This window comes from Georgenia deserti (genome assembly GCF_042680605.1).
GTDB classification, from domain to species: domain Bacteria; phylum Actinomycetota; class Actinomycetes; order Actinomycetales; family Actinomycetaceae; genus Allobogoriella; species Allobogoriella deserti.
Genome location: NZ_JBHUEE010000004.1, coordinates 296,045 through 319,750, shown reverse-complemented (window position 1 = coordinate 319,750; position 23,706 = coordinate 296,045). Strand labels below are relative to the sequence as shown.

The window sequence follows — 23,706 nt, the reverse complement described above, 5'->3', positions numbered from 1 at the left end:
CTCAGGACGCCTTGCCGCGATAGATCACCCCGGCCACGGCCCAGGCGACGACGAGGATGCCGACGCACCAGGCCAGCGCGACCCAGATCTCGCCGTCGACCGACCCGCCGGCGAACAGCGTGCGGATGGTGTCGACGATCGAGGTCACCGGCTGGTTCTCGGCGAACCACCGCACCGGAGCGGGCATCGAGTCCGTCGGGACGAACGCGGAGCTGACGAACGGCAGGAAGATCAGCGGGTAGGAGAATGCGCTGGCGCCGTCGACGGACTTCGCCGACAGTCCCGAGATGACGGCGATCCAGGTGATCGCCAGGGTGAACAGGACGAGGATGCCGGCCACGGCGAGCCAGGCGAGCGGGCGCGCATCGCTGCGGAAACCCATGAGCAGAGCGACCCCGACGACGATCACGAGCGAGATGAGGTTCGCCAGGACCGAGGTGAGGACGTGCGACCACAGCACCGCCGAGCGCGCGACCGGCATGGACCGGAAACGCTCGAACAGTCCGCCCTGCATGTCGAGGAAGAGGCGGTACGCGGTGTAGGCCACGCCCGACGCGATGGTGATGAGGAGGATCCCCGGCAGCAGGTAGTCGACGTAGTTCGCCCCGCCCACGTCGATGGCGCCCCCGAAGACGTAGACGAACAGCAGCAGGAACGCGATCGGCATGATCGCGGTGGTGATGATGGTGTCCGGACTGCGCGCGATGTGGCGCAGCGACCGGCCGGTCAGTGTGGCGGTGTCGCCGAGCAGGCGCATCGTCATCGCCCCTTCTTCTTCGTGGACCTGGTGGTGGACGTGGTGGACGGTGCCGGTGTGGCGTCCTCGGACGGAGGGGTCTCGCCGATCACGGCGAGGAAGATCTCCTCCAGGGTCGGCTGCTTCTCGACGTACTCGACCGTCGTCGGCGGCATGAGCGCCTTGAGCTCGGCGAGGGTGCCTTCAGTGATGATGCGGCCGGTGTGGAGAATGGCGATCCGGTCGGCGAGCTGCTCGGCCTCGTCGAGGTACTGCGTGGTCAGCAGCACGGTGGTGCCCTGCCGTGCGAGTTCGCGCACGGCGTCCCACACCTCGATGCGCGCCTGCGGGTCGAGTCCTGTGGTGGGCTCGTCCAGGAAGATCACCGGTGGGTCACCGATGAGGCTCATCGCGATGTCGAGCCGCCGCCGCATCCCGCCCGAGTAGGTGGCCACCCTCCGGTTGCCCGCGTCCGTCAGTGAGAAGCGGGCGAGGAGGCGCTCGGCGATTCCGTCCGGGTCCGGCAGATGCCGTAGCCGGGCGACGAGCGCGAGATTCTCCTGCCCCGTCAGAATCTCGTCGACGGCGGCGAACTGGCCGGTGAGGCTGATCGACTCACGCACCCGCTCCGGCTCCGCGGCGACGTCGTGCCCTGCGACGGAGGCGGAGCCGCCGTCGGCCTTGAGCAGCGTCGCGAGGATCTTCACGGCGGTCGTCTTGCCGGCGCCGTTGGATCCGAGCAACGCGACGATGCTGCCGGCCGCCACGTCGAGGTCGACGCCACGCAGGACCTGCAGATCTCCGAAGGCCTTCGTCAGCCCGCGGACGCGGATGGCTCCCGTCCGGGCGCGCGCGTGGTCCAGCGAAGGCGCGCTCATCGCTCGTCCTCCGGCTTCTCGCCGGCGGCGCGGTTCTCGGCCGTGGCACGCTCGACGGCCTCGGCCAGCCGAGCACGCTCCTTGTTGATCCAGCGGCCGTCGTCGTAGTTCGTGAGAAAGTCCTCGGCGAACTCGACCGGGTCCTCGCCGACGATCTCCGGCACCGGTGTCCCAGCGGCGGCGCTGTGCTCGAAGAGCTCGACGAGATCCTCGAGCATCGCGAGCAGCACGTCGGACTTGTCGATCCCGCCGGCGTACATGAGGTACCGCGACAGTCCCTCGGCGGCCGTACGGTAACCGTCCGGCAGCGCCTTCTGGCGGGCCTTGAGGTCCTTGTAGCGCTTCTTCTCCTCGAGCGAGCCCGTGACGAGCTCGTACCACTTAGCCATCGTGCTGTCCCTCTCCTCGGAGCTGTTCAAGGCGTTCTGCGAGGAAGCTCCAGGCCTCCCAGAACTCGTCGAGCTGTGCGCGCCCGCTGTCGTTGAGCGCGTAGACCTTGCGCGGTGGGCCCTTCTGTGACGGGACCTTCTCCACGTCGACGAGCCCCCGTCGTTCCACCCGGACGAGGAGCGCATAGACCGTCCCCTCGGCGATGTCGGCGAAGCCGTGCTCGCGCAACCGGGCGGTGATCTCGTACCCGTAGGCCGGGCGCACCGAGATGATCGCCAGGACGATGCCCTCGAGCACGCCCTTGAGCATCTCGGTCGTCTGCTTGCCCATCCGCCCTCCCTGGTACTCAGTGATGCTAGCTACCGGTACATAGTGACACCGAGTACTGCTGGATGCAAGGGGTGGCGCAGCAGTGGTGGGGCACGTCGCACCGGGCCACAGCGACCTGGTCGGTGCGCCGGCGGTGGGAGACGGGGTGCGTCAGGAAACGGCCGAGCGGGGGAGCCGGGGGCCGGCGCTCAGGTGTGTGCGTCAGGCGCGGCGGTACAGGCCGCTGCAGGTCAGTGTCGCCGCCGCCACCACGAGGCCGGCACCGAGCATGTGGACGCCGACCAGCACCTCCGGCAGGCCGGTGAGGTACTGGGTGTAGCCGATGACGCCCTCGAGGGCCGTCACGGCGAGGAGGATCGACCAGCCGCGCCGGGCCGGGCGGAGGTGCGCGGCGTCGCGGGACCTCAGCAGTGTTGCGCCGATGGCGATGACGACGGCGAGGAAGACCCACACGGCTGCGGCATGCAGCCGCGTGACCACGACCGGGTCGAGGGCGTACCGGTACGGCGCGTCCGCGTCGCCCGAGTGGGGACCGGTCCCGGTCACCACCGTGCCGAGAATCACCACGGCTCCGGCAAGGAGCGCGAGCAGCCACGGCAGGGCGCGAGCCGGCCCGGCCAGTCGCGGGCGCGGCGTCGCGTCGGCCGAGCGGAGCCGCACGAGCAGGTAGGTGGAGAAGGCGACCAGTGCGAGCGAGAAGAGCATGTGCGACCCGACGATCACCGGGTGCAGTACCCACAGCACCGACATGCCCCCGATGACCGCCTGGAGCACGACGCCCGCGAGCGGCCACCACGTCAGCCGCTTGAGCGAGGCCGGCCGAGACCGCGTCGGCTCTCGGCGGTGGACGGCCCAGACCAGGGCCAGCGCGATGACGCTGAGCACGCCCGACATCGTCCGGTTCCCGAACTCCACATACGGATGGATCGACGTCGCCTCGTGGAAGACGGGCGTGAAGGAGCCCGGCTCGCACATCGGCCAGGTCGAGCATCCGAGCCCGGACCCGGTCAGGCGTACCGCCCCGCCGGTGACGATGATGGCGAGCTGGGCGAGGAGGTTCGCGACCGCGAGCGCCCACGTGAGGCGGTCCACCCGTGCGCGCGAGGGGCCCGCTCCCGGTCCGGCGTCTCCTGCCGCGGCCGGGCCGGGCCGCGGGTCGGTGGCGGTGCTCACGTCTTCAGCCTACGTCGGGCCGGCACCGGTGTTCGCCGCCCACGGCGTGGTCCGTGCCACCTCCCGCGCGGCCGGGTTCGACTCCGGCGCGTCGGGCACTACGTTGGTGCCGACCGAGACGCGACCAGGGGAGTGGCGATGAGTGCGCCTATCCGTGCCGGCACGTTCGCCGGCATCGATGCCGTCCTGTTCGACCTCGACGGGGTCCTCACCCCGACGGCCGAGGTGCACATGCGGGCGTGGTCGCGGTTGTTCACGCCGTACCTCGAGGCTCGTGGCGTCGAGCCGTACACCGACGCCGACTACTTCGACCACATCGACGGCCGGCCGCGCTACGAAGGCGTGCGGGCGATGCTCGCCGCCCGCGGCATCACCCTGCCCGAGGGCGATCCGTCCGACCCGCCTGAGGCGGAGACGGTCTGCGGCCTGGGCAACCGGAAGAACGCCGAGCTCACCGCCGTGCTCGAGGCCGAGGGCGTCGAGCCGTATCCCGGTTCGGTCCGGTTCACCGACGCCCTCCTCGGCGCCGGGATCGCCGTCGCCGTCGTCTCCAGTTCGAAGAACGCGCCGGCCGTGCTCGCCGCGGCCGGGATCGCCGACCGGTTCGACGTCGTGGTGGACGGAGCCGTGGCCGCCGATCGGCACCTGGCGGGCAAACCGCAGCCCGACACGTTCATCCACGCGGCCGAGCGGCTCGGAGTCCCAGTGGCGCGGTCCGCCGTCGTCGAGGACGCCCTCTCCGGTGTCCAGGCCGGCCGCGCCGGCGATTTCGGCCTCGTGGTCGGCGTCGACCGCGGCGTGGGCGCCGAGCGGCTGCGCGAGGCCGGCGCCGACCTCGTCGTCACCGACCTGGCCGACCTGCTGCCCGATGTGGAGACCACGGACCCAGACGTGAACAAGGAGCACGGATGACCGACGAGTTCGGACTCCCGACGCACCTCGACCGGGATCGGTTCCCGGTCGACGAGTGGGCCCTACGCGAGTCCGCCTTCGGTACCCAGGACCAGGGCGTGACCGAGACGCTCTTCGCCGTCGCGAACGGCTACCTGGGCATGCGCGGCAATGTCGAGGAGGGGCGCGACAGCTACAGCCACGGCACCTTCGTCAACGGGTTCCACGAGACCTGGCCCATCCGGCACGCCGAGGAGGCGTACGGCTTCGCGCGTACCGGCCAGACGATCGTCAACGCCCCGGACACGAAGATCCTGCGTCTCTACGTCGACGACGAGCCGCTGCTGCTCCCCGTCGCCGACCTGCCGTCCTACGAGCGCACCCTCGACTTCCGCGACGGCGTCCTTCGCCGGGACATCGACTGGCGTACCCCGGCCGGCAAGCATGTGCGGATCTCCTCAAGCCGCATGGTCTCCTTCACCGAGCGGCATCTGGCGATCATGACCTACGAGATCACCGTGCTGGACTCGGACGCACCGGTGACGGTCTCCAGTCAGATCCTCAACCGTCAGGACGGCAGCGACGAGTACGACGTGCGCGAGGCCGCGCTGGGCTCGCGGTTCGATCCGCGCCGTGCCGAGAGCTTCACCGAACGGGTGCTGCAGCCGCAGTGCCAGTGGCACGGTGACGGGCGGTACGTCCTGGGCTACCGGTGCACGAACTCCGGGATGACCCTGGCGGTGGCCGCCGACCACAGCATCGAGACCGACAACCAGGTCGAGGAGCTCGGCTTCGTCGAGGAGGACCTCGCCAAGCACGTCTACCGGATCCGAGCGCGTCAGGGACGGCCGATCCGGATCACCAAGGTGGTCTCGTACCACACCTCCCGCGGAGTGCCCGCCCGCGAGCTCGTCGACCGGTGCCGCCGCACCCTCGACCGGGCGCGTCAGGACGGCATCGACACCTACTTCACCGCCCAGCGTGAGTGGCTCGAGCGGTACTGGGAACGCTGCGACGTCGTGCTGCACGGGCAGCCGGCCGCGCAGCAGGCCATCCGGTGGAACCTCTTCCAGGTGGCCCAGGCCTCGGCGCGCGCCGAAGGCAGCGGCATCCCCGCCAAGGGCCTGACCGGCTCGGGATACGGCGGTCACTACTTCTGGGACGGTGAGGTCTACGTCCTGCCGTTCCTGACCTACACGATGCCGCGCGCGGCCCGGAACGCGTTGCGGTTCCGCTACACCCTGCTCGGGGCCGCACGCGAGCGGGCCGCCGAGCTCAATCAGCACGGGGCGCTGTTCCCGTGGCGCACCATCAACGGCGAGGAGGCCTCGGCGTACTACGCCGCCGGGACCGCGCAGTACCACATCGACGCGGACATCGCCTATGCGCTGCGCCAGTACCTCGCCGCCACCGGCGACGAGGACTTCCTCGCCCGCGAGGCGATCGACCTGCTGGTCGGAACCGCCCGGCTCTGGGTCGATCTGGGCTTCTGGCGCGGTACGGGCCCCGGGTCGTTCCACATCCACGGGGTGACCGGACCGGACGAGTACACCACCGTGGTGAACGACAACCTCTACACGAACGTCATGGCGCGGTTCAATCTGCGGGCCGCCGCCGACGCTGTCGACCAGCTCCGCGAGCACCATCCGGCCGCACACCGTGCCATGGTGCGCCGGCTCGGCCTGGACGACGCCGAGCTCGCTGCCTGGCGGCGAGCCGCGGAGACCATGCACATCCCCTTCGACGAACGGATCGGCATCCACCCCCAGGACTCGCAGTTCCTCGAGAAGGAAGTCTGGGACCTGGAGAACACTCCGCCGGAGAAGCACCCGCTGCTGCTCTATTACCACCCGCTGGTCATCTACCGGTTCCAGGTGGTCAAGCAGGCCGACGTCGTCCTCGCCCTGTTCATGCAGGGACACGAGTTCACGCCGGAGGAGAAGCGCGCCGACTTCGACTACTACGACCCGCTCACCACGGGTGACTCCACCCTCTCCGCCGTCGTCCAGGCCATCGTCGCCGCGGAGGTCGGCTACCAGGAAGTGGCGCTGAAGTACTTCGGTGACGCGCTCTACGTCGACTTGGCGAACCTGCATCACAACACGCCCGACGGCGTCCACGTCGCCTCGGCCGGCGGGATCTGGAGTGCTCTGGTCTACGGGTTCGGCGGGCTGCGGGACTCCTCCGGCACGCTGACCATGGATCCGCGGCTGCCCGACACCTGGAGCGGCCTGACCTACCGATTGACGCTCCGTGGCACGCGGGTGCGCGTCGACCTGTACCAGAGTGAGGTCACCCTGACGGTCGAGGCAGGGGAGTCGGCCACGATCGAGATCCGTGGCGAGCCGGTCACCGTCACCGCCGCCGGGCCAGTCACCGTCCCGCTCGGCGACCAGGGGCCGCGCCTCATCGGCGCCCCGACCACGCGCGACCTCGAAGGCACCCGCCGCGCCGACGGCACGCTCGTCACGGCGACCGTCCCGGCCACCCGGGAGCATGAGTACGAGGGTGGGTCCGAACCGGGCGGCAACGGACTCTACGACTGATCTCGCAGCGGCAGGCGTCGCCCGATCGTCGCTCGACGGCCGAGAGCGGACCGCCCCGGGGTCGTCTGCTCCTCACTCCCAGCGGAACCAGCGGGCCGCCGCCCAGGTTCCGACCGCGGCCCAGACGATCAGGACCGCGACGGCGCGTAGGTCCAGCGCACCGGAGATTGCGAGATGGCGCAGTCCTTCGCCCAGAGCGCCGGACGGCAGGAACTCGACGGCGGTGGCCAGGGGATCGGGGAGGGACTGCGCCGGGACGAGCAACCCGCCACCGGCCGCCATGAGCACCCACAGCAGATTGGCGACGGCGAGCACCGCCTCGGCGCGCAACGTTCCCCCGAGCAGCACGGCGAGGGCGACGAACGCCGCAGCGCCGAGGACGACGAGGACCGCGCCGCCGGCCATCACGGGCAGGTCCGGCACCGGCCGCCAGCCGAGCACCAACCCGCCCAGCAGGATGACCCCGACCTGCACTGCGAGCACCACGAGCACCGCTCCCAGCCGGCCGGCGAGCAGCCCGCGTGGCCCCAACGGTGTGGTGGCGAGCAGACGGAGCACGCCCCAGCGGCGGTCGAACGCGAGGCCGATGGCCTGCGACGTCAGTTGCGAGGCGACCGCGAGGGCCACCACGCCCGCGACGGCCGCGGCGGCGCGCGCCCCGGGATGTCCGGGCACCGGCAGCAGCTCGGTGCGGAGCATGACAGTGAGCCCGAGCAACGGCAGCACCAGGGTGAGCAGGAGCTGCTCCCCGTTGCGGAGCACCGCGGCGGTCTCGAACCGGCACTGGGCCAGGACCCGGCGAAACGCCGAGCTCGCGCCGCCGGACTCGCTGGTGGCCGGGAGGGTGCTCATGCCGGCTCCCTCCGCTGCGGTTCCTCCGGGGCGAGCGCGGTCTGCGGCCCCCCGAGTCGGCGTCCGGTGAGCTCGAGGAAGACGTCCTCGAGGGTGCGGCGGTCGGCACGGATCTGGGCATCGCCGTAGCCCGCCTCGGCGAGCGCGGTGCCGACCGCGGCGACGATGGCCGCGTCCGGCGGCTGCGCCGACTGGACGGTCACCTCGGTGGAGTGCGCACTCACCGCGAAACGGTCGTGCCCGGCCAGCCCATGTCGCAGTACCGCCGCCACCGCTGCGACGTCGTCCGCCTGCCGGGGGAGGACCCGCACCACCTCCGGCCCGGTCAGCTCGCCGGGGCTGCCCCGGGCGACCACGCGGCCGTCGTCGATGATCACCACGTGATCGGCCAGCTCCTCTGCTTCCTGCATGAGGTGCGTGGTGAGCACCATGGAGACGCCGGCGTCGCGCAGCTCTCGCAGCAGCTCCCACACGTCGAGGCGGACCTGCGGATCCAGGCCGGCGGAGGGCTCGTCGAGGAAGACCAGCTCCGGGCGCCCCACCAGAGCCGCCGCCAGTGCCAGCCGCTGGCGCTGTCCTCCCGAGAGTCGGCGTACCGATGTGCGAGCCACCGTCCGCAGTCCGAGGCGGTCGAGCAACTGCGACGGGTCCGCCGGAGCGTGGTGCAGGCGCGCGACGTGCTCCAGGACCGCCCCGGCCTTCGGGGCCTGGGGGAGGCCGCCGTCCTGCAGCATCACACCGACCCGCGCCCGCAGCTCGGCGGGGTAGCCCGCCGAGCGCGCCCCGGACACCACCGCGCGGCCGAGCACCTCGATCGTGCCCGCGTCGGCGCGGCGCAGACCGGCGCAGCACTCCACGGTGGTGGTCTTGCCCGCTCCGTTGGGACCGAGGACCGCGGTCAACACGCCCCGTTCGGCGGTGAAGCCGACACCGCGCACCGCCGGGCGAGTACCGTAGGACTTGCGCAGGTCCGTCACGGACAGGGCGGGATCGGCGGCAGGGCTGGACACTCCCCAAGAGTAGGCAGCACCGGCCGGGGCGCCGGCTCCGTGCCAGACGGGCGGCGCGTGCCGATCCTCACAGCCGGTGAGGGTCGCCTTGCTTGCGGACGTGGCGTCCCCGGACAACAATTAGGAAAGCACACCTTTTCTTAATGGTGTGGCGGTGCTGTCGTGAGCCGCAGGCCGGCAGCGCCTCCCAACCCGGAGCGGCGAGAGGAGGACCACGCCGTGCGGACCCAGGACGAGACGCGACAGGACGCCGAGGCGAGCACGCGTGAGAAGGTCCTCGAACTGGTCGTGGAGCAGGGCCCGGTCAGCGCCGCCACGCTCGCGCGCACCCTCGACCTGACGCCGGCGGCCGTGCGTCGGCACATCGCCCACCTGCAGGACGACGGCCAGATCGTTGTCCACGAACCCGCCGGTCCCGGGCAACGCCGCCGCGGACGTCCGGCACGTCACTACGTCGCCACCGAGGCGGGGCGCGCGGGGCTCACCGACGCCTACTCGGACCTGGCCACGCACGTGCTCGACTTCCTCCAGCAGGTAGCCGGAGAGGACGCGCTGGCTGCCTTCGCCGAAGACCGCGTCGCCGAGCTCGAGCGGCGCTACCGCCCGGTGATCGACCAGGCGGGCACGTCCCGGGCTGCTCGGGTCCAGGCTCTCGCCGAAGCGCTCACCGCGGACGGCTACGCCGCGACCACCCGGGGCATCGGATCCCAGGCGATCGCGCTGCAGCTGTGCCAGGGCCACTGCCCGGTCCAGGACGTCGCCGAGCACTACCCCCAGCTGTGCGAGGCGGAGACACAAGCGTTCTCCCGCCTGCTCGACGTCCACGTCCAGCGCCTGTCCACGCTGGCCACCGGCGGGCACGTGTGCACCACGCACATCCCGCTCGCGGTGCCCCGGCAGACCGCGGACACGGCGCTCACCGCGCCCTCTGACCCCGAGACCCACGACGACCACCTGAGCGGCGACCAATCCCCGACTCGGAGCACGGAAGGAAACCGATGACTTCTCCCACCCAGCAGGAGATCAGGGCTCCCGGCGAGCCCATGACCCAGGACGAGACGATCGCCTCGATCGGCAACTACACCTACGGGTGGCATGACCCCGACGTCGCCGGAGCCGACGCCCGCCGCGGCCTCGACGAGGACGTCGTGCGGAACATCTCCGAGCTGAAGAACGAGCCGGAGTGGATGCTCAAGCGCCGTCTCAAGGCGCTCAAGCTGTTCCAGAAGAAGCCCATGCCCACCTGGGGAGCCGACCTCTCGGGCATCGACTTCGAGACCATCAAGTACTTCGTGCGCTCGACCGAGCAGCAGGCCGCCTCCTGGGACGAGCTGCCCGAGGACATCAAGAACACCTACGACAAGCTCGGCATCCCGGAGGCGGAGAAGCAGCGTCTCGTCGCCGGCGTCGCCGCCCAGTACGAGTCCGAGGTCGTCTACCACCAGATCCGTGAGGACCTGGAGCGCCAGGGCGTCGTCTTCCTCGACACCGACACCGGCCTGCGCGAGCACCCGGAGATCTTCGAGGAGTACTTCGGCTCGGTCATCCCCGCCGGGGACAACAAGTTCGCCGCGTTGAACACCGCCGTGTGGTCCGGCGGCTCGTTCGTCTACGTCCCCAAGGGCGTGCACGTCGAGATCCCGCTGCAGGCCTACTTCCGGATCAACACCGAGAACATGGGCCAGTTCGAGCGGACGTTGATCATCGCGGACGAGGGCTCCTACGTGCACTACGTCGAGGGCTGCACCGCGCCGATCTACAAGACCGACTCCCTGCACTCGGCCGCGGTCGAGATCGTCGTCAAGAAGGACGCCCGGGTGCGGTACACGACGATCCAGAACTGGTCGAACAACGTGTACAACCTCGTCACCAAGCGCGCCACCGTCGAGTCCGGCGGCACCATGGAGTGGATCGACGGCAACATCGGCTCCAAGGTGACGATGAAGTACCCGGCCGTCTACCTCATGGGCGAGCACGCCCGTGGGGAGACCCTCTCGATCGCCTTCGCCGGCGAGGACCAGCACCAGGACACCGGCTCGAAGATGGTGCACCTGGCGCCGCACACCTCGTCCTCGATCGTCTCCAAGTCCGTCGCCCGCAGCGGCGGCCGCGCCTCCTACCGCGGTCTCGTCCAGGTGCTGGAGGGCGCCTCGCACAGCAAGTCGAACGTGCTGTGCGACGCGTTGCTGGTCGACACCGTCTCGCGCTCGGACACCTACCCGTACGTCGACGTCCGCGTCGACGACGTCGAGATGGGCCATGAGGCCACCGTCTCGAAGGTCAGCGAGGACCAGCTGTTCTACCTCATGTCCCGGGGCCTGGAGGAGACGGAGGCGATGGCGATGATCGTCCGCGGCTTCGTCGAGCCCATCGCCCGTGAGCTCCCCATGGAGTACGCCCTGGAGCTCAACCGCCTCATCGAGCTGCAGATGGAAGGGGCCGTGGGTTGATGACCACTGCCGCAAGCACCGCCGAGCAGGACCTGACGACCGACCACTCCCGAGCCCAGGCGGACGAGGCGCACAGCCACGGCGTCGGAGCCACCCCCGAGGCCTCCCGGGCCGCGAGGGGTACCTCCTTCGCCCTGGCCGACTTCCCCGTTCCCACGGGTCGCGAGGAGGACTGGCGCTTCACGCCGGTGAACCGCCTGCAGCAGATCTTCGCGGGCGAGCTCACCGCCGTCGGCCCCACGGTGGACGTCGAGCACGACGACGCCGTCACGGTCGAGACGGTCGGGCGTGCAGACAGCCGGCTCGGCACGGTCGGCGCGCCGGGCGACCGTGCGGCGGCCGCGGCGTGGGAGTCCTTCCGCGAGGCCGTCGTCGTCACCGTGCCGCGCGGCTTCGCCGAAGGCAACCCGGTCATGGTCCGGGTGACCGGCGAGAAGACTGAGCAGGAGCCCGCCGCGCAGCACCTGCTGGTGGTGGCCGAGGAGCTGAGTGAGTCCCTCGTCGTCCTCGACCACCGCGGCGGCGCCCACCTGTCGCAGACCGTCGAGATCGACGTGCGTGACGGGGCCCAGCTCACCCTGGTCTCCGTTCAGGACTGGGACGACGGCGCGGTGCACCTGTCCGCGCACCGGGCCAAGCTCGGCCGGGACGCGCGACTGAAGCACATCGTCGTCACTCTCGGCGGCGACGTCGTGCGCCTCACCCCGGACTCCGCCTTCACCGCGCCAGGCGGGGACGTGGAGATGCTCGGTCTGTACTTCACCGACTCCGGCCAGCACCAGGAGCACCGGCTCTTCGTCGACCACGCGGTCGAGAACTGCAAGTCGCGCGTGACCTACAAGGGCGCGCTGCAGGGGGCCAGTGCCCACGCGGTCTGGGTCGGCGACGTGCTGATCCGGAAGGAGGCCGAGGGCACCGACACCTACGAGCTCAACCGCAACCTCGTCCTCACCGAGGGCGCCCGTGCCGACTCGGTGCCCAACCTGGAGATCGAGACCGGTGAGATCGAAGGTGCCGGCCACGCCTCGGCGACCGGCCGCTTTGACGACGAGCAGCTCTTCTACCTGCGTTCGCGCGGCATCCACGAGGCGGACGCCCGCCGACTCGTGGTCCGCGGCTTCTTCGCCGAGCTCATCAACCAGATCGGCGTCCCGCTGGTTCAGGAGCGCCTGATGGAGGCCATCGAGGAGGAGCTGAGCACGACGATGCCGCAGCAGGAGGCGGGCGCACGATGATGGAGCACGTGGCCGACGTCGCCGACCTCGAGCCGGGCGAGGCCCTGAGCCTCGAGCTCGACGGCCCCGACGGCTCCCCGCTGCCGGTCGCGCTGGTGCGCGACGAGGACGGTGAGTTCCACGCCCTGTCGGACATCTGCTCCCACGGGCAGGTGAACCTCTCCGACGGCGAGGTCGACGGCTCCACCCTCGAGTGCTGGCTGCACGGGTCGACCTTCGACCTGCGCACCGGCCGTCCGACCGGCCTGCCGGCTACCCAGCCGGTCCCCGTCTATCCGGTCACCATCGACGGCGAGCGGGTGCTCGTCGACGTCGACGTGACCGTCAACGCCGGCGCCTGAACACGCGGCGCCCCCATACCCGGACCAGAGAAGAGAAGAAGCGCAGATGTCCACCCTTGAGATCAACAACCTCCGCGTCTCGGTCGAGACGAACGAGGGCCCCAAGCCCATCCTGCAGGGCGTCGACCTGACGATCCGCTCCGGCGAGATCCACGCCATCATGGGCCCGAACGGGTCCGGCAAGTCCACCCTCGCCTACGCCATCGCGGGCCACCCGAAGTACACGATCACCGACGGCGAGGTCCTGCTCGACGGCGAGAACATCACCGAGATGACCGCCGACGAGCGGGCGCGCGCCGGCCTCTTCCTCGCGATGCAGTACCCGGTCGAGGTGCCGGGCGTGACCGTGTCGAACTTCCTGCGCACCGCCAAGACGGCGCTGACCGGCGAGGCGCCCGCCCTGCGTCAGTGGGTCGGGGACGTCAAGAACGCCATGGCCGATCTGCGCATGGACCCCGACTTCGCCCAGCGCGACGTCAACCACGGCTTCTCCGGCGGTGAGAAGAAGCGCCACGAGATCCTCCAGATGGAACTGCTGAAGCCGAAGTTCGCCGTGCTCGACGAGACCGATTCGGGCCTCGACATCGACGCCCTGCGCATCGTCTCCGAGGGCGTCAACCGGGTGCACGCGGACACCGGGCTCGGCGTCATGCTCATCACGCACTACACGCGCATCCTGAACTACATCAAGCCCGACTTCGTGCACGTCTTCGTCGAAGGCAAGGTCGCCACGGAGGGTGGTCCCGAGCTGGCCGACCAGCTCGAGTCCGAGGGTTACGACAAGTACCTCACCGCTCGCGTCTGAGAGGCATCGCGCATGAACGCTGCTTCCGGGCAGCTGACCGCCACGGCCGCCGGCCCGCCCCGCTCGCTGAGTGCGACGGAGCTGGCGGCCGTGCGGGCGGACTTCCCCCTGCTCGAACGCACAGTCCGTGACGACCGTCCGCTCGTCTACCTGGACTCGGCGGCGACGTCGCAGAAACCGCGCTGCGTCTACGAGGCCGAGCAGGAGTTCTACGAGCGGACCAACGCCGCCGTCCACCGAGGTGCGCACCAGCTCGCCGAGGAAGCCACCGAGGCCTACGAGGCGGCCCGTGCCGCCGTCGCCGCGTTCGTCGGCGTCGGTGAGGACGAGATCGTGTGGGCGAAGAACGCCACCGAGGCCCTCAACCTCGTCGCGTACGCCTTCTCGAACGCCTCGCTCGGGCGCGGTGGGGCGCAGGCCCGGGAAGGGTACGCCCTGGGCCCGGGGGACGAGATCGTCGTCACCGAGGCCGAACACCACGCCAACCTCGTGCCGTGGCAGGAGCTGTGCGCCCGCACCGGCGCCACACTGCGCTGGATCGGGGTGGGGGACGACGGTCGGTTGGATCCTGCCTCGTTCTCGGTGATCTCGGACCGCACGCGCGTCCTCGCGCTCACCCACGCCTCCAACGTCACCGGCGCCGTCAGCCCGGTATCCCAGCTCGTCGCCGCCGCCCACGACGTCGGCGCGCTGGTGGTGCTCGACGCCTGCCAGTCCGCCGCTCATCTCCCGCTGGACCTCACCGCCCTCGGAGTCGACTTCGCCGCCTTCTCCGGGCACAAGATGCTCGGGCCGACGGGGATCGGCGTGCTGTACGGCAGGCGCGACCTGCTGGCCGCCATGCCGCCCTTCCTCACCGGTGGGTCGATGGTCGAGGTCGTGACCATGGAGTCGACCACCTACATGCCGCCGCCGCAGCGTTTCGAGGCCGGCACCCAGATGGTGGCCCAGACGGTGGGGCTGCACGCCGCGGTGAACTACCTCGGTGAACTCGGGATGGCGTCACTCGCCGCGCACGAGGCCGAGCTGACCCGGCAGCTGCTCGACGGCATCGCCTCCGTGCCCGGGGTACGGATCCTCGGACCGGACGACCCTGCGGACCGGCTCGCCGTCGTCGCCTTCGCCGTCGAGGGGGTGCACCCGCACGACGTCGGGCAGGTGCTCGACGACCAGGGCATCGCCGTGCGCGTCGGTCACCACTGCGCCCAGCCGGTGCACCGCCGGCTCGGCGTGCACGCCTCCGCGCGGGCCTCAGCGGGGATCTACACCACCTCGGAGGAGATCGAGGCGTTCGTCGAGGGGCTCGGCAGGGTCCGTCGCTTCTTCGGAGTGGACCATGGCTGAGGCGATCGAACAGCTCTACCAGCAGGTCATCCTCGACCACTCGCGCCAGCGCCACGGCGCCGGCGAACTCGCGACCTTCGACGGGGAGTCGTTCCAGGTCAACCCCACCTGCGGGGACGAGGTGCGACTTCGGGTCCGACTCGAGCACCCGGAGGATCCGGCCGGAGCCCCGCGCATCAGCGAACTCGGCTGGGTCGGCCAGGGCTGCTCCATCTCCCAGGCCTCGCTGTCCGTCCTGCACGACCTCACTCTCGGCACGGACGTCCGCGAGGCGGAGGAGTTGGGCGAGACCTTCCGCGAACTCATGCACGCCCGCGGCGCCGAGCTCGAGGCCGGCCGCCAGGACGCCCTCGGGGACGCGACCGCGTTCGTGGGCGTCGCCCGTTACCCTGCCCGTATCAAGTGCGCGCTGCTCGGCTGGATGGCCCTGCGCGACGCGCTCGCCCACGCCCTGACCGGCGCGCCGGAGGAGGAGCACCGATGAGCGAGACCACCAACCCCTCACCCACGACGGCCGCCGACGTCGAAGAGGCCATGCGCGACGTGATCGACCCCGAGCTGGGCATCAACGTCGTCGACCTCGGCCTCGTCTACGGCATCACGGTGGACCAGAACAACGAGGCGGTCATCGACATGACGTTGACGTCCGCGGCCTGCCCGCTGACCGACGTCATCGAGGATCAGGCCGCGCAGGCCCTGGAGGGCCTGGTCGCCGGCCAGCGCATCAACTGGGTCTGGATGCCGCCGTGGGGACCGGACAAGATCACCGACACCGGCCGCGAGCAGCTGCGCGCCATCGGCTTCAACATCTGACACCGTCCCGGTGAGGAAAATCTCCGGGATCTGAGGCCGCAGCGGCCGTAGACTCGTCGGGGCGCCCGCCGGCCGAGCCCGCCGTGGAGCCCTCGACTGTGTCTTCTCCCTGCTCTGAGGCCTGATGATCACCGCCCACGACGTCTCCGTGCGCATCGGCGCCCGTGAGCTGCTCCATGAGGCGAACCTGCGTCTCGACTCCGGCATGCGGGTCGGGCTGGTGGGGCGAAACGGCGCCGGCAAGACGACCCTGACCAAGCTGCTCTCCGGGCAGGACGAGACCGCCGACGTCATCCAGCACACCGGCGAGATCATGCGTGCCGGGGAGATCGGCTACCTCCCGCAGGACCCGCGGACCGGTGACCTGCAGGTCAGCGCCCGGGACCGGGTTCTCTCCGCCCGAGGCATCGACCAGATCCTCCGCCGGATCCGCAAGGCGGAGGAGACGATGTCGACGGCCGAGGGGGAGAAGCAGCAGAAGGCGATGGAGCGGTACGTGCGCCTCGACGCCGAGTTCACCGCCCAGGGCGGTTGGTCCGCCGAGGCCGAGGCCGCGACGATCACCTCACACCTCGGGCTGCCGAACCGCATCCTCGACCAGCCGCTGGAGACCCTCTCCGGGGGCCAGCGGCGCCGCGTCGAACTCGCTCGCATCCTCTTCTCCGGCGCCGACACGCTGCTACTCGACGAGCCGACGAACCACCTCGACCACGACTCGATCGTGTGGTTGCGCGAGTACCTGCGCAGCTACTCCGGCGGTGTGGTGGTCATCTCGCACGACGTCGAGCTGCTGCGCGCCGTCGTGAACCACGTCTGGTACCTGGACGCCAACCGCGGCGTGCTGGACGTGTACAGCATGGGCTGGGACACCTATGTCCAGCAGCGGGAGACCGACGAGCGGCGCCGACGCCGGGAGCGGGCGAACGCCGAGAAGAAGGCCGGTGCGCTGCAGGCGCAGGCGGACAAGATGCGGGCCAAGGCCACCAAGGCCGTCGCCGCCCAGAACATGGCTCGCCGCGCCGAGCGGATGCTTTCCGGCCTGGAGGCGGAGCGCCAGGCCGACAAGGTCGCCAAGCTGCGGTTCCCCGAGCCTGCGCCGTGCGGCAAGACGCCGCTGACGGCCCGCGGGCTGAGCAAGTCCTACGGGTCGCTCGAGGTGTTCACCGACGTCGACCTGGCCATCGACCGCGGTTCCCGCGTGGTGGTCCTCGGCCTCAACGGCGCCGGGAAGACGACGCTGCTGCGCATCCTCGGCGGCGTCGAGGAGCCGGACACCGGCGAGGTGCTGCCCGGGCACGGCCTCAAGATCGGCTACTACGCCCAGGAGCACGAGACGCTCGACCTGGACCGCACCGTGGTCGAGAATCTGCGCTCCCAGGCCCCCGACCTGGACGACACCCGTGTGCGGTCGGTCCTCGGGTCGTTCCTGTTCTCCGGAGAGGACGCCGACAAGCCGGCCCGGGTGCTCTCCGGCGGCGAGAAGACGCGGCTCGCGCTCGCCGTGCTCGTGGTGTCCTCGGCGAACGTGCTGCTGCTCGACGAGCCGACGAACAACCTCGACCCGGCCAGCCGCGAGGAGATTCTCGCGGCGTTGCGGTCGTTCGAGGGCGCCGTCGTGCTCGTCACCCACGACGAGGGCGCTGTCGACGCCCTCGATCCGGAACGGGTGCTGCTGCTGCCGGAGGCGGACGAGGACCTGTGGAACGAGAACTACCTGGAGCTCGTCACCCTCGCGTGAACGATCCGATCCACGGCCTCGGCACCGGGATCATCCGCCCATCGTCACCAGGGCGCGGCCGGTGATCTGGCCGCCGGCCAGGTCGCGGTAGGCGCGATCGGCGTCGTCGAGGTCATAGCGACGGGTGATGAGGGAGTCGACGTCGAAGCGGCCGTCTGCCGCGATCCCGGCGACCTCGGGCAGGTCGGTCCGGGTCCGGCCACCGAAGGAGCCGACGATCTCGAACCCGCGCCGGACCAGCGGGGTGATCTCCACCGCGGCCTCGGCCCGCCCGGCGGCGATCCCGATCGCCACCATCCGGCCGCCGTCGGCCAGCATCTCCACCGCCTGCCGGAACGTGGCCGGGTTGCCGAGCGCCTCGAAACAGACATCGACCCCGCGTCCGCTCAGCGCCCGTACCTCGGTGACCGGATCGGCGTCCCGGGCGTCGACGGTGTCGGTGGCGCCGAGCTGCCGCGCCCGCTCCAGCTTGTCCGGGACGACGTCGACGGCGATGATCTGGTCCGCGCCGGCGGCGCGTGCCATGGGGATCAGGCTCGAGCCGATCCCACCGACGCCGACGATGGCCACCCGGGCGCCCGGCCCGACGTCGCCCTGGCGGTAGGCCGCCCCGTAGGACGTCAGCCCGGCGCAGCCGAGGATGGCGGCGCCGGCGGGGTCGAGCCCGTCCGGCAGCGCGGTCAGCGCCGAGGCGGGCACGACGGCGTACTCGGCGAGCCCGCCCATGGAGTACATCGCCAGGAAGGACCCGTCCGGCATCCGCAGCCGGCTCTCGCCGTCGTACAACGTCCCCCGCAGGCGGTTCTGGGCGAAGAAGTTCGCGCACAGGTCGTCGCGGCCGCGTTCGCACGCCTCGCACGTGGTGCACGGCATGATGAAGCCGCTGATCACCACGTCGCCGACGTTCAGCCCTGACTCCTCGAGTCCGGGACCGAGAGCGGCGACGCGGCCGGAGACCTCGTGGCCCAGGACGGCCGGTCGCGGGAAGGCCACCTCGCCCTTGATGACGTGCAGGTCCGTGTGGCACACCCCGCACCCCAGCACCTGGATGAGCACCTCACCGATCTTCGGTGCCGGGGTGGGGATCTCCAGCACCTCCAGTGTCGGCGCCTCGCCCCGGAGGACAGCGGCGCGCATCGTGCCGGGAATCGTGCCGGGAATCGTGCTGGGAATCGTGCCCGGTACGGTCATGGGGCCTCCTTGCCTCGATCGTCACCAGTGTGGCGCCTCGGCAGGTGGCCTGCCCAGTCGCCGGGCCTAGCGTTCCGCCGCGTCCTCCAGCTGGGCGTCGACGAGCGCGTCCTCTTCCTCCTCGGCGGTCACCCGGCGTGGACGTGGTGCGTCGCCGGCGCGGTCGGCGGCCTCCCGCCGCGCGAGCACCACCACCGCCACCAGCCCGCCGGCGGCGAAGAGCCACCACTGGAACGCGTAGGAGAGGTTCAGCCCCCAGTTGGACGAGGGCCGGGGATAGGTCCCGAGCTCGGCGGAACCCTCGGAAGCGGCGGTGTCCTCAGCGCCCGGGGGTGAGATCTCCGGCCCGGCGGCCACGAGGTAGCCGTCAAGGACCGGCAGGTCCTCGAGCGCGCCGACATCGGTGACCTCGCTGGCCGCCTCGATCACCTCGTCCGGGGCCAGGCGGTAGATCTGACCGGTCGGTCGGTCCCGCTCGACGGCCGTCTCGGCAGGCCGTAACCGTCCGGTCATCGCCACGCCGGCCGTCGGCGGCTGAGGCACGACGGCGCCGGTCTCCTCGGCCTCCTCGGCAGGGAGCCAGCCGCGGTCGACGACGACCACCACCTGCCCGACCCCGGTATCGGCCACGAAGGGCGTCACCGCATGCACCGCCGGTGACCCGTCGACCGGGCGGTTGCGCAGCAGCACCGTGCCGCCGTCGACGTAGTGGCCGGTGACTCGGGCGGGCCGCCATTCGTCGGCGGCCGCCACCCTCAGGTCCTCACCGGTCACCTCGGTCAGCGGCACCGGCTCGGCGTCGTAGGCGTCGGCGACCTGGCGGGCTTCAGCGAGCCGGTTGTCGAACCGGTCCCATTGCCACATGCCGAGCACGACGCAGGCTGCGACGAACGCCAGGACGGCAACGGCCAGCCCCAACCAGCGGGCCGACCGCAGGAACGCGTATCGCTCGCTCACCCGTGCGACTCATCCAACTCGTCCGTGCCGATCACCTCGCGGAGGAACGAACGGGCCGAGAGGAACTGGGAGAGGTGGTCGAGGTGGTCCTCGCAGGCCAGCCACACCTTGCGCCGCCCGGTGGTGTGCAGCTTCGGGTTGTTCCACAACAGCGCGCGGGTCGCCTCGGCGCCGCAGCGCTTGGCGCTGCACCGCAGGACGTCCTCCTCGGTCGTGCTCACCGTAGGTACTCCGTGGTCGGGTCGTAGCCGAGCCGCCGCTGGGGCGGGACCGTCTCCTCGGGCGCCATCGTGGCCGTGGGCCGCTCCGGTCGCTCGCGGCCGGCGTTGGCGAGAATGACCGCGACGGCCGGCAGGATGACCGCGCCGGCCACGCAGAGCAGCTTCCACCATCCGGGGACGACGAAGAGCAGCAAGAAGCAGGCGGTGCGAATGCCCATCGAGACGAGGTACCGCACCGTCCGGTCGTGGACGTCCTGGGCCAGGGGGCGCGGGGCGGAGGTGATGCTCTGGACGGCTTGCGTGCCGCGGGTACCGGGCCTGTGCCGCCACCTGCTCGTGCCGTTCGTGACCACCGTCCGCCCGGCGCTCCGGTCCGCGCGGCGGTTCGTCCTCACTCCTCCAGGCTACGCCGCCGGCCGAAGGAACGCGCACCGGATACGTCTCACCTGGTAGCCTCAAACGAGAATCATTCGCAAATACCTTGGGGAGTGTCGTGAAGGTCAAGGCATCGCTGAAGTCATTGAAGAATCGTCCCGGCTCTCAGGTCGTCCGCCGGCGTGGACGCGTCTACGTCATCAACAAGCACAACCCCCGCTTCAAGGCCCGGCAGGGCTGACCTCGGCCGGGCGCGGCCCCGGCAGTGCTCGGCGACAGCCGGGCGGGGCGTCGCCGTCCGCCACGGAACGCCTCCCCGGCGCTGTGTTTCGAACCGTCCGCAGACTCGGCTACGGTTTCCAGGCAGTGACCTGAGACCCACGGGGAGATGTCTGTGTCAGACGAGGCAAACAGCGCCGGCCGTAGCGTGCTCGTCACCGGTGCCAACCGCGGCATCGGGCGAGCCATCGCCGAACGCTTCGTCGCCGCCGGGGACAAGGTAGCGACCGTCTACCGCTCCGGTGACCTGCCCGACGGTGTTCTCGGCGTGACCGGCGACGTCCGGGACACGGCTTCGGTGGACGCGGCGTTCAGCGAGGTCGAGGACAAGCACGGTCCGGTCGAGATCGTCGTCGCCAACGCCGGCGTGACCCGCGACCAGCTCCTCATGCGGATGAGTGACGAGGAGTTCGAGACCGTCGTGGACACGAACCTCGCCGGTGCCTTTCGTGTGGCGCGGCGCGGGTCCAAGGGCATGATCCGTGCCCGCGCGGGCCGGATCATCCTCATCTCTTCCGTCGTCGGCCTGTACGGCGGGCCGGGTCAGGTCAACTACTCCGCATCCAAAGCCGGACTGGTGGGCATGGCGCGGTCCATCACCCGTGAGCTCGGTGGCCGCGGCATCACCGCGAACGTGGTGGCTCCAGGCTTCATCGACACCGCCATGACGCAAGCGCTGCCGGAGAAGCAGCAGCAGACCTATCTCGAGACCATCCCGGCCGGCCGGTTCGGCGCTGTCGAGGACGTCGCCTCGGCCGTCGAGTTCCTCGCCTCGCCCGGGGCCGCGTATATCTCCGGAGCCGTCATCCCGGTCGACGGTGGCCTCGGAATGGGCCACTGACGTGCCGACTCGCTGATCACCACCCGTTCCCGGCCCGCAGGGGTCGTAGATCACTGACAAACCGGCGTCCGGCGCCGCGCGAAAGGAGACCGATGGGACTGCTCGAGGGGAAGAAGATCCTCGTCACCGGCGTGCTCAAGGACAACTCGATCGCCTTCCACGTCGCCCGCCTCGCCCAGGAGCAGGGCGCTGAGGTGGTCCTGACCTCGTTCGGCCGCCAGTTCCGGCTCACCGAGGTCACCGCCCGCCGCTTGCCGAAGCCGGCCCCCGTGGTCCAGCTCGATGTCCAGAACCAGGAAGACCTCGACGGACTCGCCGACGCCGTCCGCGAGCACGTCGACCACCTCGACGCTGTCGTGCACTCCATCGGCTTCGCGCCGCAGTCCGTCATGGGTGGGAACTTCCTCGCCGGTCAATGGGACGACGTCGCCACCGCCGTGCATGTCTCTGCCTATTCGCTGAAGTCCCTGGCCGTGGCCGCCAAGCCGCTCATGACCCCGGGTTCCGCGATCGTCGGGCTGACCTTCGATGCGAGCTTCGCCTGGCCGGTCTACGACTGGATGGGTGTGGCCAAGGCCGCCTTCGAGTCCACCTCGCGCTACCTCGCCCGGGACCTCGGGCGCGACGGCATCCGCTGCAACCTCGTCTCGGCCGGCCCCGTCAAGACCACCGCGGCCACGTCGATCCCAGGATTTGAGCAGGTCGAAGGGGGCTGGGGTGAACGCGCCCCGCTCGGCTGGGAAGTCACCGACGCCGAACCCGCCGCCCGCGGCGTCGTCGCCCTGTGCTCCGACTGGTTCCCGAAGACGACCGCTGAGATCGTCCACGTGGACGGCGGGGTCCACGCCATGGGCGTGTGAGGAGCCGCATGTCCACCCGAACGCTGATTCTGCTGCGGCACGCCAAGGCCGAACCCGAAGGCGACCACGGCGACGCCGACCGTCCGCTCGCCGCACGCGGACGGCGCCAGTGCGGGCTCATCGGCCCCCAGCTCGCCGGTGCGGTCGGCGCGGTGGATCTGGTACTGGTCTCCTCGGCCCTGCGCACCACGCAGACGTACGAGCTCATCGCCCCGGATCTGGAGGTGCGCGCGCACGAGACCCGCGCGGAGATCTACGACGCCGGTCCGCGCGATCTGCTGTCGCTGCTCCGCGAGGTCGACCCCGAGGCCGGGACCGTCCTCGTCGTCGGCCACGAGCCCACCATGTCCGGGACCGCCTCGCTGCTCCACGACGCGCGTGACGACCTGGCCAAACAGGTCAGCCTCGGAATTTCCACCGCCTCTGCGTGCGTGCTCGACGTGCCGGGCGCATGGGCCGAACTCGATCGCTCGACGGCGCATCTGCGCCAGATTCTCCGGCCGGGGGAGTAACTACTCGCCTTCGAGGCCCAACAGCCCGAGGACGGCATCCAACCGCGGGAAGCTGATCGCGGCGTCGGCCTGCTCGACGACCACCGGCTTGGCGCAGAACGCCACGCCCAGCCCGGCGGCGGCGAGCATGTCCAGATCGTTCGCGCCGTCACCCAGCGCGACGGTCTGCTCGATCGGCACGCCGTCCTCCGCTGCCCATTCCTGCAGGTGGCGCCGCTTCGCCGAGCGGTCGATCACCGGACCGTACGTGCGGCCGGTCAGGCGACCCTCCGCCATCTCGAGGCGATTCGCGACGACGTGCTCGATGCCGAGCTCCGCGGCGAGCGGCTCGACGATCTCCGCGAAGCCGCCGGAGACGACACCGACGGCGCCGCCGTCGGCGTGGACCGCGGCCACCAGCTCGCGCGCGCCCGGCGTGAGCTCCACCGCACCGCGCACCTGATCGAGCACGCCGACCGGCAGGCCCTTCAGCGCGGCGACACGCTCGCGCAGGCTCGCCGCGAAGTCCAGCTCCCCGCGCATTGCCCGCTCGGTCACCGCGGCGACCTCCTCCCAGGTGCCTGCGTGCCGGGCGAGCAACTCGATGACCTCAGCCGTGATCAGGGTCGAGTCCACGTCCGTGACCACCAGCGCAGGACCTGCCTGCGCGAGCCGGCCAGAGGTGACCGCCACGTCTACTCCCAGCGCCGTGGCCGGTCCACGGAGCTCGGCCAGGACGGACGCCGGATCCGTACCCGGCCGCAGGTCACCGGTCAGGGCACGGCCGAACCAATCGGCGCGGGAGGTCTGCGCCGTGGTGACATGCCCCGCGACGGCGCCGACCGCGGTGCGGGCGTGGGCGAGCAGGGAGTCCGGCAGCGGTCGCGGCGAGACGAGACCGACGGTCACGACGGGGGAGTCGTCGGTGCGGGGGGACGGTTGGCTCACGACGAGCCAGC

Annotated in this window: 27 protein-coding genes; 15 read left to right on the top strand and 12 right to left on the bottom strand. The window is 70.8% G+C overall.

The genetic code is table 11. The annotated features are described in order from the left end of the window. Position 1: 1 nt before the first annotated feature. The 5 genes from ACFSE6_RS09990 to ACFSE6_RS09970 form a co-directional block, all read right to left on the bottom strand. Complete coding sequence (locus ACFSE6_RS09990; RefSeq protein ID WP_388005899.1) at positions 2 to 763, bottom strand: ABC transporter permease; 762 nt, start codon at positions 761 to 763, stop codon at positions 2 to 4. Continuing rightward, the gene (locus tag ACFSE6_RS09985; protein WP_388005896.1) at positions 760 to 1,614 is read right to left on the bottom strand and encodes an ABC transporter ATP-binding protein; all 855 of its coding nucleotides are present in this window, start codon (positions 1,612 to 1,614) and stop codon (positions 760 to 762) included. The genes ACFSE6_RS09990 and ACFSE6_RS09985 overlap by 4 nt, the downstream gene beginning before the upstream one ends. Beyond that, positions 1,611 to 2,003: a DUF1048 domain-containing protein gene (locus ACFSE6_RS09980; RefSeq protein ID WP_388005893.1), complete on the bottom strand. Its 393-nt coding sequence runs from the start codon at positions 2,001 to 2,003 to the stop codon at positions 1,611 to 1,613. The genes ACFSE6_RS09985 and ACFSE6_RS09980 overlap by 4 nt, the downstream gene beginning before the upstream one ends. Next, positions 1,996 to 2,334, bottom strand: coding sequence for a PadR family transcriptional regulator (locus tag ACFSE6_RS09975; protein WP_388005890.1), 339 nt, complete (start codon positions 2,332 to 2,334; stop codon positions 1,996 to 1,998). Before ACFSE6_RS09975 ends, ACFSE6_RS09980 begins: the two co-directional genes overlap by 8 nt. A 201-nt stretch (positions 2,335 to 2,535) precedes the next feature. Continuing rightward, positions 2,536 to 3,507 (bottom strand): COX15/CtaA family protein, encoded by a 972-nt coding sequence (locus ACFSE6_RS09970; protein ID WP_388005887.1) that lies wholly within the window; start codon positions 3,505 to 3,507, stop codon positions 2,536 to 2,538. 138 nt (positions 3,508 to 3,645) lie between these two features. On the opposite strand from ACFSE6_RS09970, the gene ACFSE6_RS09965 reads away from it, so the two are divergent. Then, complete coding sequence (locus ACFSE6_RS09965; RefSeq protein WP_388005883.1) at positions 3,646 to 4,419, top strand: HAD family hydrolase; 774 nt, start codon at positions 3,646 to 3,648, stop codon at positions 4,417 to 4,419. Further along, positions 4,416 to 6,944 (top strand): glycoside hydrolase family 65 protein, encoded by a 2,529-nt coding sequence (locus tag ACFSE6_RS09960; protein ID WP_388005880.1) that lies wholly within the window; start codon positions 4,416 to 4,418, stop codon positions 6,942 to 6,944. The genes ACFSE6_RS09965 and ACFSE6_RS09960 overlap by 4 nt, the downstream gene beginning before the upstream one ends. Positions 6,945 to 7,016: 72 nt before the next feature. On the opposite strand, the gene ACFSE6_RS09955 is transcribed toward ACFSE6_RS09960, so the two are convergent. Continuing rightward, positions 7,017 to 7,796 carry an ABC transporter permease gene (locus ACFSE6_RS09955; RefSeq protein WP_388005877.1) on the bottom strand — a complete coding sequence of 260 codons (780 nt, stop codon included), beginning with the start codon at positions 7,794 to 7,796 and terminating at the stop codon, positions 7,017 to 7,019. Further along, positions 7,793 to 8,806, bottom strand: coding sequence for an ABC transporter ATP-binding protein (locus tag ACFSE6_RS09950; RefSeq protein ID WP_388005874.1), 1,014 nt, complete (start codon positions 8,804 to 8,806; stop codon positions 7,793 to 7,795). The genes ACFSE6_RS09955 and ACFSE6_RS09950 overlap by 4 nt, the downstream gene beginning before the upstream one ends. A gap of 219 nt (positions 8,807 to 9,025) precedes the next feature. On the opposite strand from ACFSE6_RS09950, the gene ACFSE6_RS09945 reads away from it, so the two are divergent. From ACFSE6_RS09945 to ACFSE6_RS09905, 9 genes are all read left to right on the top strand, one after another. Beyond that, positions 9,026 to 9,808 carry a helix-turn-helix transcriptional regulator gene (locus ACFSE6_RS09945; protein WP_465254140.1) on the top strand — a complete coding sequence of 261 codons (783 nt, stop codon included), beginning with the start codon at positions 9,026 to 9,028 and terminating at the stop codon, positions 9,806 to 9,808. Beyond that, positions 9,805 to 11,256 (top strand): Fe-S cluster assembly protein SufB, encoded by a 1,452-nt coding sequence (sufB, locus tag ACFSE6_RS09940; RefSeq protein ID WP_388005868.1) that lies wholly within the window; start codon positions 9,805 to 9,807, stop codon positions 11,254 to 11,256. The genes ACFSE6_RS09945 and sufB overlap by 4 nt, the downstream gene beginning before the upstream one ends. Beyond that, a complete protein-coding gene (gene sufD / locus ACFSE6_RS09935; protein WP_388005865.1) occupies positions 11,256 to 12,491 on the top strand; it encodes a Fe-S cluster assembly protein SufD in 1,236 nt (411 codons plus the stop codon). Before sufB ends, sufD begins: the two co-directional genes overlap by 1 nt. Then, positions 12,488 to 12,832 carry a non-heme iron oxygenase ferredoxin subunit gene (locus ACFSE6_RS09930; RefSeq protein WP_388005862.1) on the top strand — a complete coding sequence of 115 codons (345 nt, stop codon included), beginning with the start codon at positions 12,488 to 12,490 and terminating at the stop codon, positions 12,830 to 12,832. The genes sufD and ACFSE6_RS09930 overlap by 4 nt, the downstream gene beginning before the upstream one ends. Before the next feature lie 46 nt (positions 12,833 to 12,878). Further along, positions 12,879 to 13,637 carry a Fe-S cluster assembly ATPase SufC gene (gene sufC / locus ACFSE6_RS09925; RefSeq protein ID WP_388005859.1) on the top strand — a complete coding sequence of 253 codons (759 nt, stop codon included), beginning with the start codon at positions 12,879 to 12,881 and terminating at the stop codon, positions 13,635 to 13,637. 12 nt (positions 13,638 to 13,649) lie between these two features. Then, entirely contained in the window at positions 13,650 to 14,981 is a 1,332-nt protein-coding gene (locus ACFSE6_RS09920) for a SufS family cysteine desulfurase (protein WP_388005856.1), read from the top strand. Beyond that, on the top strand, positions 14,974 to 15,465 hold the full coding sequence (gene sufU / locus ACFSE6_RS09915; protein ID WP_388005853.1) for a Fe-S cluster assembly sulfur transfer protein SufU: 492 nt from the start codon (positions 14,974 to 14,976) through the stop codon (positions 15,463 to 15,465). The genes ACFSE6_RS09920 and sufU overlap by 8 nt, the downstream gene beginning before the upstream one ends. Further along, a complete protein-coding gene (locus ACFSE6_RS09910; RefSeq protein WP_388005850.1) occupies positions 15,462 to 15,794 on the top strand; it encodes a metal-sulfur cluster assembly factor in 333 nt (110 codons plus the stop codon). Before sufU ends, ACFSE6_RS09910 begins: the two co-directional genes overlap by 4 nt. Before the next feature lie 124 nt (positions 15,795 to 15,918). Further along, entirely contained in the window at positions 15,919 to 17,532 is a 1,614-nt protein-coding gene (locus tag ACFSE6_RS09905) for an ABC-F family ATP-binding cassette domain-containing protein (protein ID WP_388005847.1), read from the top strand. A gap of 30 nt (positions 17,533 to 17,562) precedes the next feature. Here ACFSE6_RS09905 and ACFSE6_RS09900 read toward each other — a convergent pair whose 3' ends face one another. The 4 genes from ACFSE6_RS09900 to ACFSE6_RS09885 all read right to left on the bottom strand — a co-directional run bounded on the left by ACFSE6_RS09900 (position 17,563) and on the right by ACFSE6_RS09885 (position 20,296). Next, positions 17,563 to 18,723 carry a zinc-binding dehydrogenase gene (locus tag ACFSE6_RS09900; RefSeq protein WP_388005844.1) on the bottom strand — a complete coding sequence of 387 codons (1,161 nt, stop codon included), beginning with the start codon at positions 18,721 to 18,723 and terminating at the stop codon, positions 17,563 to 17,565. A gap of 66 nt (positions 18,724 to 18,789) precedes the next feature. Beyond that, the gene (locus tag ACFSE6_RS09895) at positions 18,790 to 19,680 is read right to left on the bottom strand and encodes an SURF1 family cytochrome oxidase biogenesis protein (RefSeq protein WP_388005841.1); all 891 of its coding nucleotides are present in this window, start codon (positions 19,678 to 19,680) and stop codon (positions 18,790 to 18,792) included. Beyond that, positions 19,677 to 19,901 (bottom strand): hypothetical protein, encoded by a 225-nt coding sequence (locus ACFSE6_RS09890; protein WP_388005838.1) that lies wholly within the window; start codon positions 19,899 to 19,901, stop codon positions 19,677 to 19,679. The genes ACFSE6_RS09895 and ACFSE6_RS09890 overlap by 4 nt, the downstream gene beginning before the upstream one ends. Next, entirely contained in the window at positions 19,898 to 20,296 is a 399-nt protein-coding gene (locus ACFSE6_RS09885; RefSeq protein ID WP_388005835.1) for a DUF3099 domain-containing protein, read from the bottom strand. Before ACFSE6_RS09885 ends, ACFSE6_RS09890 begins: the two co-directional genes overlap by 4 nt. A gap of 98 nt (positions 20,297 to 20,394) precedes the next feature. Between ACFSE6_RS09885 and ykgO the strand changes: the two genes are divergently transcribed. The 4 genes from ykgO (at position 20,395) to ACFSE6_RS09865 (ending at position 22,768) form a co-directional block, all read left to right on the top strand. After that, positions 20,395 to 20,517: a type B 50S ribosomal protein L36 gene (gene ykgO / locus ACFSE6_RS09880; RefSeq protein ID WP_388005832.1), complete on the top strand. Its 123-nt coding sequence runs from the start codon at positions 20,395 to 20,397 to the stop codon at positions 20,515 to 20,517. A 153-nt stretch (positions 20,518 to 20,670) separates the two neighbouring features. After that, positions 20,671 to 21,396 carry a 3-oxoacyl-ACP reductase FabG gene (gene fabG / locus ACFSE6_RS09875; RefSeq protein ID WP_388005829.1) on the top strand — a complete coding sequence of 242 codons (726 nt, stop codon included), beginning with the start codon at positions 20,671 to 20,673 and terminating at the stop codon, positions 21,394 to 21,396. A gap of 92 nt (positions 21,397 to 21,488) precedes the next feature. Further along, positions 21,489 to 22,256, top strand: a complete 768-nt coding sequence (fabI, locus tag ACFSE6_RS09870) for an enoyl-ACP reductase FabI (RefSeq protein WP_388005826.1) — start codon at positions 21,489 to 21,491, stop codon at positions 22,254 to 22,256. A gap of 8 nt (positions 22,257 to 22,264) precedes the next feature. Continuing rightward, a complete protein-coding gene (locus ACFSE6_RS09865) occupies positions 22,265 to 22,768 on the top strand; it encodes a SixA phosphatase family protein (protein WP_388005823.1) in 504 nt (167 codons plus the stop codon). Here the strand turns inward: ACFSE6_RS09865 and serB are convergent, their stop codons facing one another. After that, a complete protein-coding gene (gene serB, locus ACFSE6_RS09860) occupies positions 22,769 to 23,695 on the bottom strand; it encodes a phosphoserine phosphatase SerB (protein WP_388005820.1) in 927 nt (308 codons plus the stop codon). It lies immediately after the preceding gene. Positions 23,696 to 23,706 lie beyond the last annotated feature (11 nt).